The organism is Psychromonas sp. CNPT3 (assembly GCF_000153405.2).
In the GTDB taxonomy this organism is placed as follows: Bacteria; Pseudomonadota; Gammaproteobacteria; order Enterobacterales; family Psychromonadaceae; genus Psychromonas.
Window position 1 is genome coordinate 654,766 of sequence record NC_020802.1, and the last position, 17,896, is coordinate 672,661.

The window sequence follows — 17,896 nt, forward strand, 5'->3', positions numbered from 1 at the left end:
TTTTAGGTGGTGGATATCATCATTTAATTTACATAACAAATTATGCAAATTAAGTGCTTATCTATGTATAAAGTGGTAGGTTTTTTTTGTGGTAAATTGCCAACTCAAGCATGTTTTTATTTGGGATCTAATTTGACTTATATCAATTTAGATACTTATTTGATTTTATATGCGTATAAAAAAGGCTCTTTATCTAAAACAGAACGCATTTAGGATGAGAATGTTTGTGAGTTGTTCTTTGATTTTTGGATGCAGGTTAAGAAGCAAGTCGCTTAATATCAGTATGGATAATAGACGGAAAAAACGATCTAAAATTTTTATATTATAGATTGAAGATTATTAAGTACGCTTATAATATGTTGTTTAACCCCTTTCGAAGGGCTTTAGCTATTTAGGTGATCGTTGTTTAATACGCACATGCCCCATTATTCAGGGCGTATGTACGTATAACTTTGGATAAAAATAAAACAATTATTATCGCGTTGTATTTAGCGAACGATAATAACCTTTATCGTAGGCTAAGCTACCCCAAAGCGCATTTGCTTTCGCCTTTTTAATGATAGATTTAGGCATTTTTTTAGAGGTTAAATCTTTGGATATCGGATCATAGCTAAAACCAAGTGCGTCTTTTTCGGATTGTAAAATGACAACGTCATTATTATTATCCATCCATGCGAAACTCTTATAAAACTGCATCATAGCGCGTAAATTTTTATTAGGAATGTCCTTCGTCATATCATGGCCAATCATGGGATTAATACTGTCAATACCAATTAAAGATAATAAAGTAGGTGCTAAATCAATATTACTGGTTAAGCGATCGTCTTTTCTTGGTGCAATACCTTTACCTATAATAACGCCCGGTATGTGGAAATTATTGATAGGCACTAATTGGTCGCCATAAGCTCGGGAGTCATGATCTGCTACAACAATAAAGATTGTATTATCCCAATAATCAGATGATTTTGCTTGTTTGAAAAATTTACCAAGCGCAAAGTCTGAGTATTTAACTGCATTTTCACGGGTCTGTGCGGGCTTATTGTAAGGTGTGATTTTTCCATCGGGATAATCAAAAGGGCTATGGTTTGATGAGGTAAAGACTAAACTGAAAAAGGGTTTATCTTGTTTATTTAATTGTGTAAATTGAGTGTGTGCCTGTTGGTATAAATCTTCATCAGATGCCCCCCATGATCCTACAAATTCTGGATCATCAAAAGTAGCAAAATCTTGAATGTCAGAGAAACCATTGCCTAAGAAAAAGCTTTTCATATTGTCAAAGTGACTTTCCCCGCCGTATACAAATTGCGTATGGTAACCTTTGCTTTTTAGTAAATCTGCAATCGTAAAAAAGTTACTTTGGCTTTTACCTAACTTAACAACTGCGCGAGCCGGCGTCGGAGAAAAACCACTTACCATAGCTTCAATACCACGTGCTGAGCGTGTGCCTGTTGCGTATAAACGAGTAAAACTCCAACCCTCTTGTATTAAAGTATCAAGATTTGGGGTAAGTGGTAATCCTCCTAATGCACCAACATAACGAGCCCCTAAACTTTCTTGCAATAAAATTACGAGGTTTTTCGGTTTCCCTTGATAAGACGCAGTATGTGCTGTCATGGTTGGCAGTTTAGGGTAAGGGAAATCTAAGCTGTTTTTGCCCATTGTAGAGCGAATATTATCGATAATATCTTGCTCTTTCATTTTACCGTAATGCTTAAAGGCGTTATCTTCACAGCTCATTTGTTTTACCGCAAATAACATTGAATATGCCGAATTTAAGACTAAATCATTCACTAAAGGATCGGTAGAAAAAGCAACGACTGCTGGGTTTAATGGTCGATGCCCAAGAGATGATCGCGCACCAATAAAAGCTAATAGCAACATTGTTATTGCGAGAAGGGGGCGCCAATACCAAGGAGAAAACCTAAGGTTGGTAACTAAATAAGCACTTAGTTTCCATCCAAAAAACAGTGTGAAGAGGCTAACGATACTGCCAATAAAGAGCTCTAATTTATACCCTCCCCATAACATTGAAAAGACTTCTTTGGGATAAATTAAATATTCAATAAAGAGTCTATTTGGGCGTGCGTCATACTCTAAAATAAAGGCAGGGGTCGCCACTTCCATATAAACGATGAACCACAACCCAAGAACAATCCAAACCCGAAAAAACACTAGCCATAGTTTACCTACTTTTGAATTACTCGCAAAAAGGCAGGTCAGAAGTGTCGGTAATATAAGGAGATAACAGAGACTCGATATATCAATACGCAAACCGCTAAGAAAAATAGGTAACCACCCCTCGACGGCGTTAACGCGTTCGAAATGCCAGATGCTTAAGCTTAAGCGTGAAAAGGTGAGTATGAGTAAATACAATAAAAAGACGGCTAATATAGGATAAGCAATACCTAGTTTTTTTTTTAAAATTTCGTTCATTATTAAATTATTCCATTAATTTATATTTAAAGTAATTATCGTCATCTATTCCTTTGACGATTGAATGTAAGGTTGATGTTTTAGTTTATGTCTCTAAGTTAATGTTGCGATCCAATAAATAAGGCGGTCCCTTTATATCGAGAGTTGCCATTATTTTATGAGTATAGTTAGCATAATACAATAGGGAAATTGTGCTAACACTGAAGTGTCAGTGACTTTTTTGTTGTAAATGTACTTAAATTCAAGTTTTCAGTAAATTCGTTATATCGTGATTGAGGCTATGTACTTTTTGAAAATAATTTATAGTGAATTTTATTTTTTATCTCTAATACTTATCAGTGTTTTTTTAGTTTAACGTCATGATATTAGATTTTTTATGGGGGATCGACCCATGAATTATTTTTTATCTAGATAGTTTATTATCGATGAATAAAAGTAGCTAGCGTCAATGTTGAAGCCTAGTTATCCGCGCGTTTTCACGCCAAAGCAATGCTCTTGTCTTTAGAAATGTACTTTATTTTCATCCTTACTTATATTTTAGTCCTTGTGATAGGTGTAACTGAAAAATCAATGCCACAGATCTGTTTGTTATTGCTATTTATTGGTTAAGGATTAATTTCATATGATCGCGATATTTATTGATGAATAGGTACAGAGAAAATATGTGTAAGCATTAATACTTCTCAACTATAAAACAAAGGTTTGTGGTTTTTTTAGAGGGGTAATTGAATATATTCGCTTAAAAAATAACCCACAATTAAACAATGGTTGATATGCGCATGATAATCATTACTATTGGGTGGTTGAGATTATTTTATGGAGCCTTTGATTATGTCCACAGACGTTAATTTTTTTAAGCCGAATGACGAGCAATACTTAGGGGTATCGATAACCCCTAATGCTGCCAAATATATTTTATCTTTAATAGCACAAGATCCACTATTATTGGGACTGCGCCTCGGTGTCAGAAAGTCCGGTTGTGCCGGATTTGCTTATGATCTAAGTCTGGTAAAAGAAAAGCTGATCGATGATTTAGTGTTTGAAAAAAAGGGCGGAAAACTTTTTGTCAGTACAGACATGATAAAATATGTTGATGGTACCACGGTTGATTATGTCACCATTGGGCTCAATAGCATGTTTACTTATAGTAATCCAAAAGCATCACAAACGTGTGGTTGTGGTGAAAGCTTTAATGTTTAGATATGTTATTGAGAAATAAAAATGACTGAAAGTAACATTAGCATACAGAAAGATATCCAAGATTGGGTTGATGATGAAAGCTATAAACCGGGTTTCTTTACCAAGGTCGACTCTGATAGCTTGCAAAAAGGCCTTAATGAGCAAGTTGTGCGCGCTATTTCAGCTAAACGTAATGAGCCTCAATGGATGCTCGATTTTCGGCTTAAAGCATTTGAAATTTGGCTGAGCATGGAAGAGCCTCATTGGCTAAAAGGTGAGTATAAACCTTTAGATTATCAGCAATATAGTTATTATTCAGCACCTAATGGTAATGCAGGTGGTTGTTGTGATGATAGCGCGTCGGAATTTTTAAATAAAGAAGTTGAAGATGCCTTTGAGCAACTTGGCGTGCCAATGTCTGAGCGCGATAATATTGCGGTTGATGCTATTTTTGATAGCGTTTCGGTAAAAACAACCTTTAGTGATAAATTGGCGAAAAAAGGTATTATTTTTTGCTCCTTTAATGAAGCCATTCATCAACATCCCCAGCTAGTACAACAATATCTTGGTAGTGTGGTACCTCCTAGTGATAATTTTTTTGCGGCACTAAATGCGGCGGTTGCATCTGATGGCACCTTTGTGTACATCCCTAAAGGCGTACATTGTCCGATGGAACTCTCCACCTATTTTCGTATCAATTCAGCACAAACAGGGCAATTTGAGCGTACGATTTTAATCGCTGATGAAGGCAGTTATGTCAGCTATATAGAAGGTTGCTCAGCCCCTTCTCATGATACTTATCAATTACATGCGGCCGTCGTTGAAGTCATCATCCTTAAAGATGCACAAGTTAAATACTCTACCGTGCAAAATTGGTTTGCAGGAAAAGATAGCCAAGGTGGCATCCTTAATTTTGTCACCAAGCGCGCAATTTGCGAGGGCTCTGGATCCAAGATGTCGTGGACCCAATCTGAAACGGGATCGGCTATTACCTGGAAATACCCAAGTATTATATTAAAAGGGGATAACTCGATCGCTGAATTTTATTCCATCGCCTTAACATCTGGCAAACAGATGGCAGATACCGGTACGAAAATGATCCATATAGGTAAAAACACCCGCTCAACCATTATTGCCAAAGGGATCAGTGCCGGTGAAAGTGAAAATGTTTATCGAGGTTTGGTTAAAATTTTACCCAGCGCCGTTAATGCACGCAATTTTACGCAATGTGATTCGATGTTAATAGGGACGCACTGTGCCGCGCATACATTTCCCTATATAGAAGTTGGAAATAGTAGTTCGCAAATAGAGCATGAAGCAACGACCAGCAAAATAGGGGAAGATCAATTATTTTATTGCGCGCAGCGTGGTATTACCGAAGAAGATGCTATTTCAATGATTGTTAATGGTTTTTGTAAAGATGTGTTTTCTAAATTACCCCTTGAGTTTGCTGTTGAAGCTAAAAAATTATTAGCCATTAGCCTTGAACATAGCGTGGGCTAGTAAATGGAGTGAGGTGTTAAAATGTTAGAAATTAAAGACTTATATGTAAGTGTTGATGGAAATATGATTTTAAATGGGATAAACCTCAACATTAAAGCGGGCGAAGTGCACGCCATCATGGGGCCTAATGGCTCAGGTAAAAGTACCCTGGCGAGTGTTTTAGCGGGTCGAGACTCTTACCGAATTGAATCGGGAAGTATACTTTTTAAAGGTAGAAATTTACTGGATTTAGAGCCAAATGAGCGTGCGGGTGAAGGTATATTTTTAGCCTTTCAATACCCCGTTGAAATACCTGGCGTCTCTAATCAATTTTTTTTGCAAGCGTCTATTAATGCTGTGCGTAAATATAATGGATTAGATGCCTTAGATCGTTTTGATATTGTCGACTTAATTGATGAAAAAATACAACTACTTAATATGCCTAAAGATCTATTACAGCGATCTGTAAATGTGGCTTTTTCAGGAGGAGAAAAAAAACGTAATGATATATTACAAATGGCAGTGTTAGAGCCCTCTTTGTGTATTTTAGATGAAACAGATTCAGGTCTAGACATCGATGCGCTTAAAGAAGTCTCGCATGGGGTGAATAGTTTACGAGATAATACGCGGGCCTTTATTATTGTTACTCATTATCAGCGTATTTTAGATTATATTCGGCCAGACTATGTGCATGTATTAGCGAATGGGAAAATCGTTAAATCGGGTGGTTTTTCGATGGTTGCCGAATTAGAAGAGAAAGGATATGGCTGGGTTGCTGATGAGCAATAACGCGGCGGTCGTCCTTAAAAAATTAAATGCGCAGTTGCATAAAATGAGCCAGAAAGACATTTGGAAGCAAGCCTTGTCGACTGGGTTTGCAAATGCTAAAGATGAGCATTGGCGTTACACGAAACTAGACAAATTTTATCAGCTTGATTTTTGTCTTAGTACGAAAAAGAGTATCTCTATTGATAAAGTACACGCACTGGCACTGACGCTTGACTGTTATTTGGTGGTGTTTGTGAATGGTTACTATCAGCCATTATTAAGTAGCCAAGAACTTGGCTCGTATTCTATTACAGATATCAACGGGCAGTTTGAGGAGGCAATTAATAGTGAAATATTTCAGTTAATCAATGAAAGTTTCAGTGTGAATGCACAGCAGATCCGCTTGCCTAAAAATAAGATAGAGACGAAGCCACTTCTGTTATTACACATTAATAATGCGCAGGGGAAAATGACGCACAGCTACCATCAACTCTCTATTGAGTCAGGCGCACAAGGGGTGGTGATTGAACAATTTGTTAATTTAGATAGCTTTGAAACCGCCCAGTTTAATGGGGCTAGATGTGTGTTTAACATCGCAGATAATGCCTCGTTAGATCATTATAAAGTGTGCGTTCAAGAAAATAGTTATCATTTTTCCCATAATGATTTTCATCTTGGGCGGGATACAAAGGTGAGAAGTCTCTGTTTTTTATTGTCAGGTGATCTTATTCGCCACCACACAAGTAGCCGGCTAAAGGGTGAGAATAGCCATTTAAGCATGCACAGTTTATCCTTACCTAAAGGCAAGCAAACTTACGATTCTCGTACCTATCTTGAACATCAAGCCACTTATTGTCAAAGCCTGCAAATACATAAGTTCATCGTTCAAGATCAAGCTGTAGGCGTATTTAATGGCATGATAAAAGTGGCAAAAGATGCGATTAAAACGGATGCTCAAATGCAAGATCATAATTTATTATTAAGTGATACTTGCCAAATTAATAGTAAACCTCAGCTTGAAATTTATGCCGATGATGTCAAATGTAGTCATGGTTGTACCACGGGAACGCTTAATAAAGAGCAAATTTTTTATATGCAAAGTCGAGGCATATCTCAAAAGAGAGCAAAAAAAATACTGACGTTAGCGTTCGCGATGGCATTAACCGATCTTATTAAGGTTTCAGATCTTAAAGATTTTGTTGTTGCACATATCGATAAAAACTTAAGTGAGGTAAAAATATGAGCTATCCCATTGAGCATATTCGCAGCCAGTTTCCACTGCTACAACAGTCTATTAATGATCAAAAATTAGTTTATTTAGATAGCGCTGCTACAGCGCAAAAACCCTTGTCGGTATTAAAGCGTATCGATGATTTTTATCGTTTTGAAAATGCAGCCGTGCACCGAGGTATTCACCAGTTAAGTAGTAATGCGACCATTATGATGGAGGCGGTGCGCGATAAAGTACGAGGCTTTATTAATGCCAAAACACGTGAAGAAATCGTTTTTGTACGTGGCGCTACGCAGGCGATTAATCTGGTTGCCTCGAGCTTTGGTGGTGAGCATTGGCGCGCAGGTGATGAAATTATTATTACGGAAATGGAGCATCACTCAAATATCGTGCCGTGGCAAATATTAGCGCAACGTTTAAATTTAAAAATAGTCGTTTGGCCCATCGATACACAGGGCGGGTTAGATTTATCAACATTAGGCTGTTTATTAACCTCTAAAACACGGCTATTGGCAGTTACTCACGTGTCTAATGTTATCGGGACATTAAATCCGATTGGTGAAATAATTAAACGGTGTCGCGCCAATAATACACTGACGTTAGTCGATGGCGCGCAGGGCGTGATGCATCACAAAATAGATGTACAGGCATTAGATTGTGATTTTTATGTGTTTTCGGGGCATAAACTTTACGGTCCAACGGGATGCGGTGTGCTTTATGGTAAATATTCATTATTACAAAGTATGCCTCCGATGGAGGGGGGGGGCGCCATGATATCTGTTGTTGATCTCATTAAGGGAAGCCAATTTGTTGAGGCGCCGTATCGGTTTGAAGCCGGAACGCCAAATACCAGTGCGATCATTGGATTGGGAAGTGCCATTGATTATATTGATGACATTGGGCTTGATTGTATTGCGCAACACGAAAATAAACTCATGGCTTATGCTGATGCTTCGCTACGATCTATTGCCTCGCTTAAAATTTATGGTGATATGCCATTACATCTGCGCTCTGGCGTCATCGCTTTTAACCTTGAAGGTATTCATGCGTTCGATGTTGGTACTTTTTTAGATCGTTATGGTATTGCTATTCGTACCGGGCATCACTGTGCTATGCCTTTATTAAAGCACTATCAGCAAACCTCGATGTGTCGAATGTCTATTGCACTTTACACTGAAAAATCAGAAATAGACGCTTTGGTAAAGGGCTTAATACGTATTGTGCGCTTACTAGGGAAATAAAATGAATCGACAGAAATTATTAAAAAACTTTAATCGTTGCTATGACTGGGAAGAGAAATATCTTTATATTATTGAATTAGGCGAAAAATATGCCATTTTGCCTGCGTCTGATCAAATTGATAAATATGCGGTAATAGGTTGTCAAAGTCGGGTTTGGGTTAAAATTTCTCTTGCGGATGAAAAAGTGATATTGAGCGTCAATAGTGATGCTGCCATTGTGAGAGGGCTGGCTGCTATGCTCCTTCTTTTATTACAAGGTATGACGCTACGGGAAATTAGAAACTTTGATATCGCCCAAGCGCTTTTGCCCTTTGATCTTAAAGCGCAAATAACACCGACGCGCGATCAAGGGATGCAGGCAATGTTAAAAAAGATTTATAAGCAATTAGATAGTCTATAAAAATAGATTAGAGCTTAGCTATAAGGAGGAGATGGTCTGTGTATCAGGGGGGCGATGCAATATGAAGTTGGCTCACAAAAGGCGAGTAATCGAACTTATCTAAATCGTTGAAGTCTGGGTATAAACATCAATGTAAAATAACTACGTTGATGTTTATACCGAGAAGCTAAGTTTTATCTGGCTTACTGGCTTTTCATCTTTAAGCCGATGGGTATAAGTCCTGCCTATGTATTTTTAAAACGTAATCGATTAAATTTAGGCCAACGAATTTGCGCGAATATCACCCCTGTAATAACGAGTATTCCCCCCACAATATGATAATGATATAAATTTTCAGAAAGCAGGGTAACCGCAAGAGAAATCGTGACAACGGGTAATAAATTCATAAACATAGCGCTATTATCTGCACCAATCAATTGAATGGATTTAACCCATAACCAGGGGGCAATAATAGACGCTAATATCGAAGCGTAAGCGATTAAAGGGATCGCGCTGACAGGGGCGATAAGATGCGTACTGCTCAGCCATAGCGGTGTTAAAAAGATAACGGCAAAAACAACTTGAACGTAAATAAAAACCCAATTTGAAAGTGGCATTTTCCAGCGTTTTAGTAAGACGCAATACGCTGCGTAGACGACAGTCGCCATTAACATTAAGGCGTCACCTTGATTGAGTGGGTTGTTTAAAAAATAAAGAAGATCACCTTTTCCCAACATATAAGCTAAACCTAGAATAGAAATTAAGGCGGCGATCACCGTCATCACCGATAGTTTTTTAGAGAGTAAAGGCACACTTAAAAAGATAGTGATCAAAGGTACGAGAGAAATGATCATCGACATATTTGATGCGCTAGTACTGAGCCCTGCATAATAACCAAGCGATTGGTTTAACACCATCCCAAGTAAAGCCAGAAATGCAATTTTAGCTAAATTAGGCTTAATATTTGGCCATTGGCGTATGCTGGCATATAAGCAAAAAGGGGTGAGTAGTAAAAAAGCGAGAAACCAACGATAAAAGCTCATTGCACTGGGCTCGATGACGGATGCTGCCATTTTATTAATAATGGCGTTTCCACCCCAGATAACAACCGTAAAAAAAGGGAGTAGGTAGTTCATTTTCTTTCCAATAAGTAGTGTTTTTTATGTTTTAATAGACTTTTAAGCATGTTTTTATGGGGCAATGATCTTAATAGAAAATAATCCCCTTACATCCTTAAATTTTCTTGTACGTTAATATGAATATGGCGCTATCATAGCTCGTCTTTATAGTTACAGATATTGGTAAAAAGACATTTCACGCGAGAAGTAGACAATTTATTCAAAAAGAAAACAGGATCATTAAAAAAGCAAATTTTATAATTTTTTTGTCAAGATTAATGACTGAGTGTTATCGTAATTAATTGAAAGTTAAATGAAAGTTCTAGTTATTTTTTTAATTAAATACTTTTTTACATTGCTATGCCATGCGTTAAAAATGCGAATATACGCGTGGAAGATTAAAAAGGAGTGCGTTTTGAAGAAAACAAAAAATGTTTATCCGCATTTAGCATTAGACAAAGCGCCTGTTGATGTTTTTATGAACTTTGACGTGTTCTCCTCAAATACTGAAACGCGTCTACATGCACATGATTGGGGGCAATTGAATTTTACCCAAGGTGGGACGCTTGAAGTACATGTAGATAAAAATCGATTTTTACTTCCTCCCCATCTAGCGGTGTGGATACCTGCGGGCGTCGAACATTGCAGTTATAATCGAAAACAACTCAATTATTGCTCTTTTAATGTTTCCAATAAATTATCTGAACTCTTTCCCAAGCAAACTAGCATGATGAAAGTCAATGGCGTGGTGAGTGCCATTATTGACGTCTTTCGAAAACGTAAATTATCCATAGCGCAAACAGAGCAAGATAAACGCTTAGTGCAGGTTTTGTTAGATCAGTTTTTGGAAAGTGGAGTTGAACAACACTTTTTACCGACCAGTGGACATCGATATTTAGCTCCCATTCTTACTTATATAGAAAAGGATCCAACATCGATACTCTCGCTTTTGGATTGGGCTGGAAAATTACATACTACGGAGCGAACACTGGCTAGAATATTTCAGAGTGAACTTGCAATGAGTTACACACAATGGCGTTTACGTATGCGTTATTTATACTCTTTAGAGTTATTGCAAAAAGGTGAAACGGTAAAAAGCGTTGCTTTATCACTGGGTTATAATCAAGCCAGCCCTTTTATTTGTATGTTTAAAAAGTTTGCAGGCGAAACACCCGAAAAGTATAAACAGCAACGTGAACTGTAAATACTTGGTGTAGAGTGTGTCTATTGCAACTTATCACTTTAAAGGTGAGTAGAGCCGATTCAGTTATCTTTTATAGAGTTGATATATAACTTGTCCCGTGCCTTTTTCTTTTAATAGTGTCCAAGTCTCGGGTGCACTAAAATGGGAGATCCTCTTTTCCATTTCGACATAGATCAAGGCACCTTCGGCCAAATAATTATTTTTTTCTAGAGCATCACAGCAAGGTTGTAATAATGATTGATTAAAAGGGGGATCAATAAAAATAATATTAAAGGATTTTTTTGCTATTTGTTGTAAATAACTAATACTGTCTGTTTCAATAACGAGTGCATTTTCTACTTTTAAGTTTTGTAAATTTTGTTTTAATTGCTGGCAAACGAGTTTATCACGTTCAAGTAAAGTCACACTTTGCGCTGATCTAGACAGTGCTTCAAAGGCTAAACTACCGCTGCCACTGAAGCAATCAAGGCAGTTTGCATTGTGTATATCGTGCATTAACCAGTTAAAAAGGGTTTCTTTAGTACGATCTGTTGTTGGGCGTAAACCTTCAATATTAAGCACTGCAAGTTTTTTACCTCGCCATTTTCCTGAAATAAGACGAATAAATCCGCCTTTTTTTGATTTAATGCTACGATCGTGAGATTTAACTTGATGATTTTTACCCATATAATTTTTAGTCCGCGCAGATAATGGTAATATAACAAAATAATAGCTGCTATTTTAGCAGGTCAAATAGGTTGTGAGTAAGGTTTTAATTAATGTCAAAAAATAAAGGTCTATTTTCCTGGTTTGGGAAAAAATCAAAACAAACGTCTACGCAAACAACCGCTTTAGACGAGAAAGCAAAATTACTTGAAGCACTCAAAGAAGAAGCACTTCAAAATACAGATGAAAATGTTGAAATCATCTTATTTGATGATCCTATTGATGATGCACGTATTGAAGCTGCACGTGTTGAAGCTGCACGTGTTGAAGCTGCACGTATTGAAGCTGCACGTATTGAAGCTGCACGTATTGAAGCTGCACGTATTGAAGCTGCACGTATTGAAGCTGCACGTATTGAAGCTGCACGTATTGAAGCTGCACGTATTGAAGCTGCACGTATTGAAGCTGCACGTATTGAAGCTGAACGTATTGAAGCTGAACGTATTGAAGCTGAACGTATTGAAGCTGAACGTATTGAAGCTGAACGCATAGAAGCTGAACGCATAGAAGCTGAACGCATAGAAGCCTCGCTCCTAGAAGCTGAGCGCATTGAAGCTGAACGTATAGAAGCGTCGCTCCTTGAAGCCGCTCGCCTAAAAGCAGAAAAAAGTGAAGATAAAGACGATAAATTAGGTTTCTTTGCACGTTTTAGACAAAGTCTAACAAAAAGTCGATTGACGATAGGCAGTGGTTTATTTTCTATTTTTAAAGGAAAACAAATCGATGAGGATCTTTTTGAAGAGCTAGAAGAGCAGCTGATCATTGCGGATATGGGCGTTGAAACAACGTTAAAAATAATTGAAAATTTAACCCAACATGCAAATCGCAAACAACTTAAAGATGCAGAAGCTTTATACAGTTTATTAAAAGAAGATTTAAGTGAAATATTGGCGACAGTAGAAAAGCCATTGGTCATTGATAAATCAAAATCGCCTTATGTCATTTTAATGGTTGGCGTTAATGGTGTTGGTAAAACTACTACTATTGGTAAATTAGCGAAAAAATATCAGCAACAGGGCCTTTCTGTCATGCTCGCTGCTGGCGATACCTTTAGGGCGGCTGCTGTTGAGCAACTACAAGTTTGGGGGGATCGTAATAATATCCCTGTGATAGCGCAGCAAACTGGCGCGGATAGTGCTTCTGTTTTATTTGATGCTATGGATGCGGCACGCGCACGTGGCGTCGATGTTTTAATTGCGGATACGGCGGGGCGTTTACAAAATAAAGATCACTTAATGGATGAGCTTTCTAAAGTGGTGCGTATTATGCGCAAAAAAGACGCCAGTGCGCCACATGAGATCATGCTAACCATTGATGCGGGCACGGGGCAAAATGCCATTAGCCAAGTGAATTTATTTAATAAAGCGGTGGGACTAACGGGGATAACGTTAACCAAATTAGATGGCACAGCAAAAGGTGGGATCATCTTTTCGCTAGCAGATAAATTTAAGTTACCTATTCGTTATATTGGTACGGGTGAAGGTATTGATGATTTAAGAGAATTTAATGCGCAGGAATTTATAGATGCACTGTTTAGTAAAGAAGAAAATTCAGCAAAGGATGACCCCTTAAAATGATTTTATTTGAAGAGGTGAGTAAATATTTTTCGGCAGATAATTGCGCATTAAAAAAAGTTAATTTTCATCTTAAACAAGGTGAGATGGCTTTTTTAACGGGCCATTCTGGATCGGGTAAAAGTACATTATTAAAACTTATCAGTTTAATGGAGCGCCCAACAAAGGGACGTATTGTATTAAATGGTAATGATTTAAGTAAAATAAGTGGTAACAACATCCCTTATTTACGCAGACATATTGGTATGATCTTTCAAGATCACCGTTTGTTAATGAATCATAGTGTATTAGATAATGTCGGTTTGCCTCTTTTGATTGAAGGTTATAGTCGCAGTGAGATAAAGCGTCGTAGTTTAGATGCGCTTGAAAAAGTCGGCTTATTAGGCAAAGAAAATTTCGCTCCCATTCATCTTTCTGGTGGCGAGCAACAGCGTGTTGGTGTTGCGCGCGCTATTATAAACCAGCCCCCGTTATTATTAGCGGATGAGCCAACGGGAAATCTTGATCCGACCTTATCATTGGAGATGTTAAATTTATTTGAATCACTTAATGAATATGGCATGTCAGTATTGATAGCGACACATGATTTAGGATTAATAGCAAAGATGCGTTATCGGACTTTAACGCTCAAAAAGGGTGAAATGATCAATGATGGTCTAATGAGGGCTCATAATGGTTGATCATGTTAAAAAGAATAAGCGTTTAGTCACCTCGCCTCGAATAAATAAAGTGTCTTTGTTAAGACGTTTTTCAGCTTGGACTCATCAACACTATGATCAAATTATCAGTAGTTTTCTCGCATTATGGAAAACACCTTTAGCAACCTTTATGACCGTTTTGGTTTTAGGGATTGCACTTTCTTTTCCCAGTGTTTTTCATGTTTTTTATAAAAATATTGAACGTGTGACAGCGCAATGGGATCGCGCTTCAGAAATTAGTTTATTTTTAGAAAAAGATATTTCCGAGAAGCGTATACAAGTATTGATCAATAAATTAGGCATGTATGACGACATTGCTTCAATTACTTATATATCGTCATATCAGGCACTCGAAGAGTTTAAAGAGATGTCTGGATTTTCAAAAGCATTGAGTTATTTAGATGAGAATCCTTTACCTGCTGTGCTGGTGGTTATTCCTAACAATGAATCGATGGATATAGTGAGCAGTAAGTTACTGGTTGAAAAGTTAAAAAATGAACAAGAAGTGAATTTAGTGCGCCTTGATCTTGATTGGATTGAAAAAGTTCAAGCGATAGTCGCATTATTGGTCGATATTGTTGTCACGGTTGCATTATTACTCTTAATTTCGATATTACTGATAATGAGTAATACCATTCGGTTAAATATATTAAATCAACGCACTGAAATTGAAGTCCTACAATTGGTTGGGGCAACCAATAATTTTATCCGTCGACCTTTTTTGTATGCGGGTGCGTGGTATGGGTTTTTAGGGGGCGTGATAGCATGGTTACTGACCTCTGTCCTCGTGTTTGCCCTAGAACAAGGCGTGCTTAATTTAATGCGCTTATATCAGGTGCAATTTGAGATAGCATTTTTGAATATTAACGAAACATTATTATTATTAGGGGTATCAACAACATTAGGTTTGCTGACGTCTTATGTTTCTGTTAAACAATATTTGTACAAAATAAGTCCTAGATAAGTGTCTATTGCGTTAAATGTGGTGATTTTAAATACAAATGTGATGTTTCGGTGTTATTTCTGCCGATACAATGTAAATAAAGAGATCTTACTTGATATCTTTATTTTTACTTGTAAGATGTGAAGACGGTCACGAAAACGACGTTTTTAGGAGCTGAAATGAATACAGTTATTGATGTAAAGTTAACCTCAATATGTTCACCGATATGTCAGGCCTTGATTTACGAAGGTGGATTATTTCAAGATGCGCGGCTCAACAATTGTAAGGAACTACTTGTTGTTCGTTTAGATGGTACTGTGATAGCTTATAGTACTTTTGATGTCTCGAATGAAAATGATATTTTAGTCAAAAGCCTTCACTTTAGAAGTGTGATCAAGGATCAATCTTTAGGTGCTTATTGGCTGTCACGTTTGCTTAAGCGCCGCTTAAAAGAAAGAACTTATTTAAATTTTTTACTAGATAGTTAACTTCCCTTTTGTTACTCATTATCGTTTAAATGTTAAACAAATAGGACCAGTTGAAAGCTTATTATTTTTTTAAACTGCCCTGTTTTTTTTAAAATACTTTTAAATTTATTGTCTATAATTACCCCAAAACGTACTCATTACGTAGTAGTTTTTAGACAGATAAATTCAATAATTGCTATTGTAATCACGTTATTAATTTATTTATCTTTCTTTTAAATCAACTCACAGATAATGTTTTTCGCTCTCGTTATATATACCTACTAAGATTTCATCTATTTAGTACATCGAGATTTAACTTGTCATTTTATATGATGTTTTAATAAAAACCGATCTCTCTTCAATTTTATTTCGCTACTCTTTTAAAAATTAAAAGGGCTGAGTGAGGTCTGTTTATGGCTTTATTTACGTGGAGGTGTACACATGATTGTACTCGAAATTAATGATATAAAAACGCTTATCCAAAAAATTGGATATAAAGACTTTTTCTTGCAGTTAATCGCAACATTGGAAGAAGATTATAAAAATTGGGATGATTTTGACAAATGCGCTCGTATTGTGAATCATGTCGAAAAAGGTGTTCTTGAATTAATGCCGATCAGTAGTGCAGACATGTACTCTTTTAAATATGTGAATGGACACCCTAAAAATCCAGAGCAATCTAAAATGACCGTAATGGCAACGGGTCAACTATCTAAGACGGCAACGGGTGAGCCATTGATGTTTTCTGAGATGACGTTACTCACGGCGTTACGCACCGCCGCTACCTCTGCAATGGTTGCAAAACACATAGCTAAAAAAGATAGCAAAGTGTTTACCTTGATTGGTACTGGTGCGCAAAGTGAATTTCAGTATTTAGCTCATTCGTTTATCTTTGATATTGAAGAAGTGCGCTTTTTTGATATTGACGCGCAAGCCATGAAAAAATTCCAAGCAAACATGGAAAAATTTGATGTGAAACTGACACCTTGTCGGGATGTTATTGAGGCAATCAAAGGTGCTGATATTATTACGACGTGTACTGCTGATAAAAGATTACAAACTGTATTAACTGATGACATGATCCAAAGTGATGTTTTGATAAATGGCTTAGGCGGAGACTGTATTGGTAAAACAGAGCTTGAAAAATCGCTAGTAGAGCGTGCGACTGTGGTGGTTGAATATTTACCACAATCAAAAGTAGAAGGTGAAATTCAGCAGTTAGATGATGATTTTAGTTGCACTGAATTACATGAAATTATTAAAGGTAATAAGCACTTAAATGTCGCAACAGATGGCCTAATTCTTTATGATTCAGTTGGGTTTGCACTTGAAGATTATTCTGTCTTAAGGCTTGTTTATAGCTTAGCAAAAGAACATAATTTGGGTACGGAAATGAATTTGATCCCAGAAATGGATGATGTTAAAAATCTGTTTTCACTACTTTAAAATAAAAAGCTAAGTGATGCTCCATGCTATATGTGGAGCATCATTGAAGATGCCTTTATAAGGCGTCATTGTTGCATCTTAAAGGTGAACGGGTATATAATAAGCAATTGAGTAAGCGTGTTACTTTTTAGCAATATAATGGTTTAAGGGGCGATATGATTAAAAAAATCGATTCAATGGGCTTGGTTCCTCAAGGGAGCATCGAAGCTTATATTCAGTCGGTAAATAAATTTGCAATGCTTTCTGCCTCAGAAGAAAAAGCATTAGCAGAACGTTTATTTTATGAAGGTGATTTAGACGCAGCTAAAAAATTGGTTATGTCTCATTTACGTTTTGTTGCTTATATTGCAAAAAGCTATGCAGGTTATGGTTTAGCTATCGCGGATCTTATCCAAGAAGGTAATGTGGGTTTAATGAAAGCGGTCAAACGTTTCGACCCCACTGTTGGTGTACGTCTTGTGTCTTTTGCTGTGCATTGGATCAAAGCTGAAATTCATGAATATGTTATTCGCAATTGGCGCGTTGTTAAAATTGCGACGACCAAAGCACAACGTAAATTGTTTTTTAATTTACGTAAAGCTAAAAAACGTTTAGGTTGGTTTAGCAAAGATGAAGTGGAAAATGTTGCTAACAATTTGAATGTGAGCACAAAAGATGTGCTGGAAATGGAATCACGTTTAAACGGGCACGATTATTCGTTTGATTTAACAGGTGATGACGATGATGAAAATTGTTTTGCACCGGTACAATATTTAGAAGATAAAAATGCAGATGTAGCATTACTGGTTGAAGTTGAAAATTCTCAGTCTAATATGAAGCGTCAATTACATTCGGCACTATCCTCATTAGATGAGCGAAGCCAAGATATTATTAGTAGCCGGTGGTTAAATGAGCCTAAAGCGACGTTGCATGACTTAGCTGCGCGTTACAGTATTTCTGCTGAGCGAGTCAGGCAACTTGAAGCCAATGCCATTAAAAAATTACAGTCCAATATGCAATTTTAACACTTCAAAGGTAAGCAACGCTTA

At 37.0% G+C, this 17,896-nt stretch carries 16 protein-coding genes; 13 read left to right on the top strand and 3 right to left on the bottom strand.

All coding sequences use genetic code 11. The features are described 5' to 3' along the window. Positions 1 to 474 precede the first annotated feature (474 nt). Positions 475 to 2,433 (bottom strand): LTA synthase family protein, encoded by a 1,959-nt coding sequence (locus tag PCNPT3_RS02905; protein WP_015464372.1) that lies wholly within the window; start codon positions 2,431 to 2,433, stop codon positions 475 to 477. Positions 2,434 to 3,264: 831 nt separating this feature from the next. Here PCNPT3_RS02905 and PCNPT3_RS02910 point away from each other — a divergent pair. Genes PCNPT3_RS02910 through PCNPT3_RS02935 form a run of 6 tightly spaced genes read left to right on the top strand, consistent with a single transcriptional unit; the run spans position 3,265 to position 8,734 of the window. Further along, positions 3,265 to 3,633: an iron-sulfur cluster assembly accessory protein gene (locus PCNPT3_RS02910; RefSeq protein WP_015464373.1), complete on the top strand. Its 369-nt coding sequence runs from the start codon at positions 3,265 to 3,267 to the stop codon at positions 3,631 to 3,633. 21 nt (positions 3,634 to 3,654) lie between these two features. After that, complete coding sequence (gene sufB, locus PCNPT3_RS02915; protein ID WP_015464374.1) at positions 3,655 to 5,115, top strand: Fe-S cluster assembly protein SufB; 1,461 nt, start codon at positions 3,655 to 3,657, stop codon at positions 5,113 to 5,115. A 21-nt stretch (positions 5,116 to 5,136) separates the two neighbouring features. Then, positions 5,137 to 5,883 (top strand): Fe-S cluster assembly ATPase SufC, encoded by a 747-nt coding sequence (gene sufC / locus PCNPT3_RS02920; protein ID WP_015464375.1) that lies wholly within the window; start codon positions 5,137 to 5,139, stop codon positions 5,881 to 5,883. Further along, positions 5,873 to 7,105 (top strand): Fe-S cluster assembly protein SufD, encoded by a 1,233-nt coding sequence (gene sufD / locus PCNPT3_RS02925; protein ID WP_015464376.1) that lies wholly within the window; start codon positions 5,873 to 5,875, stop codon positions 7,103 to 7,105. Before sufC ends, sufD begins: the two co-directional genes overlap by 11 nt. Continuing rightward, the gene (locus tag PCNPT3_RS02930; RefSeq protein ID WP_015464377.1) at positions 7,102 to 8,334 is read left to right on the top strand and encodes a SufS family cysteine desulfurase; all 1,233 of its coding nucleotides are present in this window, start codon (positions 7,102 to 7,104) and stop codon (positions 8,332 to 8,334) included. The genes sufD and PCNPT3_RS02930 overlap by 4 nt, the downstream gene beginning before the upstream one ends. A 1-nt stretch (position 8,335) precedes the next feature. Then, positions 8,336 to 8,734 (top strand): SufE family protein, encoded by a 399-nt coding sequence (locus tag PCNPT3_RS02935; protein ID WP_015464378.1) that lies wholly within the window; start codon positions 8,336 to 8,338, stop codon positions 8,732 to 8,734. 224 nt (positions 8,735 to 8,958) lie between these two features. Here the strand turns inward: PCNPT3_RS02935 and PCNPT3_RS02940 are convergent, their stop codons facing one another. Continuing rightward, positions 8,959 to 9,849 carry a DMT family transporter gene (locus tag PCNPT3_RS02940; RefSeq protein ID WP_015464379.1) on the bottom strand — a complete coding sequence of 297 codons (891 nt, stop codon included), beginning with the start codon at positions 9,847 to 9,849 and terminating at the stop codon, positions 8,959 to 8,961. Between the two features lie 397 nt (positions 9,850 to 10,246). Here PCNPT3_RS02940 and PCNPT3_RS02945 point away from each other — a divergent pair, with 397 nt between their 5' ends. Then, complete coding sequence (locus tag PCNPT3_RS02945; RefSeq protein ID WP_015464380.1) at positions 10,247 to 11,035, top strand: AraC family transcriptional regulator; 789 nt, start codon at positions 10,247 to 10,249, stop codon at positions 11,033 to 11,035. A gap of 63 nt (positions 11,036 to 11,098) precedes the next feature. Here PCNPT3_RS02945 and rsmD read toward each other — a convergent pair whose 3' ends face one another. Then, complete coding sequence (rsmD, locus tag PCNPT3_RS02950; RefSeq protein ID WP_015464381.1) at positions 11,099 to 11,701, bottom strand: 16S rRNA (guanine(966)-N(2))-methyltransferase RsmD; 603 nt, start codon at positions 11,699 to 11,701, stop codon at positions 11,099 to 11,101. A 92-nt stretch (positions 11,702 to 11,793) separates the two neighbouring features. Here rsmD and ftsY point away from each other — a divergent pair, with 92 nt between their 5' ends. The 6 genes from ftsY to rpoH all read left to right on the top strand — a co-directional run bounded on the left by ftsY (position 11,794) and on the right by rpoH (position 17,872). Continuing rightward, the gene (ftsY, locus tag PCNPT3_RS02955; protein WP_015464382.1) at positions 11,794 to 13,317 is read left to right on the top strand and encodes a signal recognition particle-docking protein FtsY; all 1,524 of its coding nucleotides are present in this window, start codon (positions 11,794 to 11,796) and stop codon (positions 13,315 to 13,317) included. Beyond that, positions 13,314 to 13,994, top strand: a complete 681-nt coding sequence (ftsE, locus tag PCNPT3_RS02960; protein WP_015464383.1) for a cell division ATP-binding protein FtsE — start codon at positions 13,314 to 13,316, stop codon at positions 13,992 to 13,994. The genes ftsY and ftsE overlap by 4 nt, the downstream gene beginning before the upstream one ends. After that, positions 13,987 to 14,976 (top strand): permease-like cell division protein FtsX, encoded by a 990-nt coding sequence (gene ftsX / locus PCNPT3_RS02965; protein WP_015464384.1) that lies wholly within the window; start codon positions 13,987 to 13,989, stop codon positions 14,974 to 14,976. Before ftsE ends, ftsX begins: the two co-directional genes overlap by 8 nt. A 158-nt stretch (positions 14,977 to 15,134) precedes the next feature. Then, a complete protein-coding gene (locus tag PCNPT3_RS02970) occupies positions 15,135 to 15,443 on the top strand; it encodes a hypothetical protein (RefSeq protein ID WP_015464385.1) in 309 nt (102 codons plus the stop codon). 420 nt (positions 15,444 to 15,863) lie between these two features. Next, on the top strand, positions 15,864 to 16,868 hold the full coding sequence (locus PCNPT3_RS02975) for an ornithine cyclodeaminase (RefSeq protein WP_015464386.1): 1,005 nt from the start codon (positions 15,864 to 15,866) through the stop codon (positions 16,866 to 16,868). Positions 16,869 to 17,023: 155 nt separating this feature from the next. Then, positions 17,024 to 17,872: an RNA polymerase sigma factor RpoH gene (rpoH, locus tag PCNPT3_RS02980; protein WP_015464387.1), complete on the top strand. Its 849-nt coding sequence runs from the start codon at positions 17,024 to 17,026 to the stop codon at positions 17,870 to 17,872. The last annotated feature ends 24 nt before the right edge of the window (positions 17,873 to 17,896 follow it).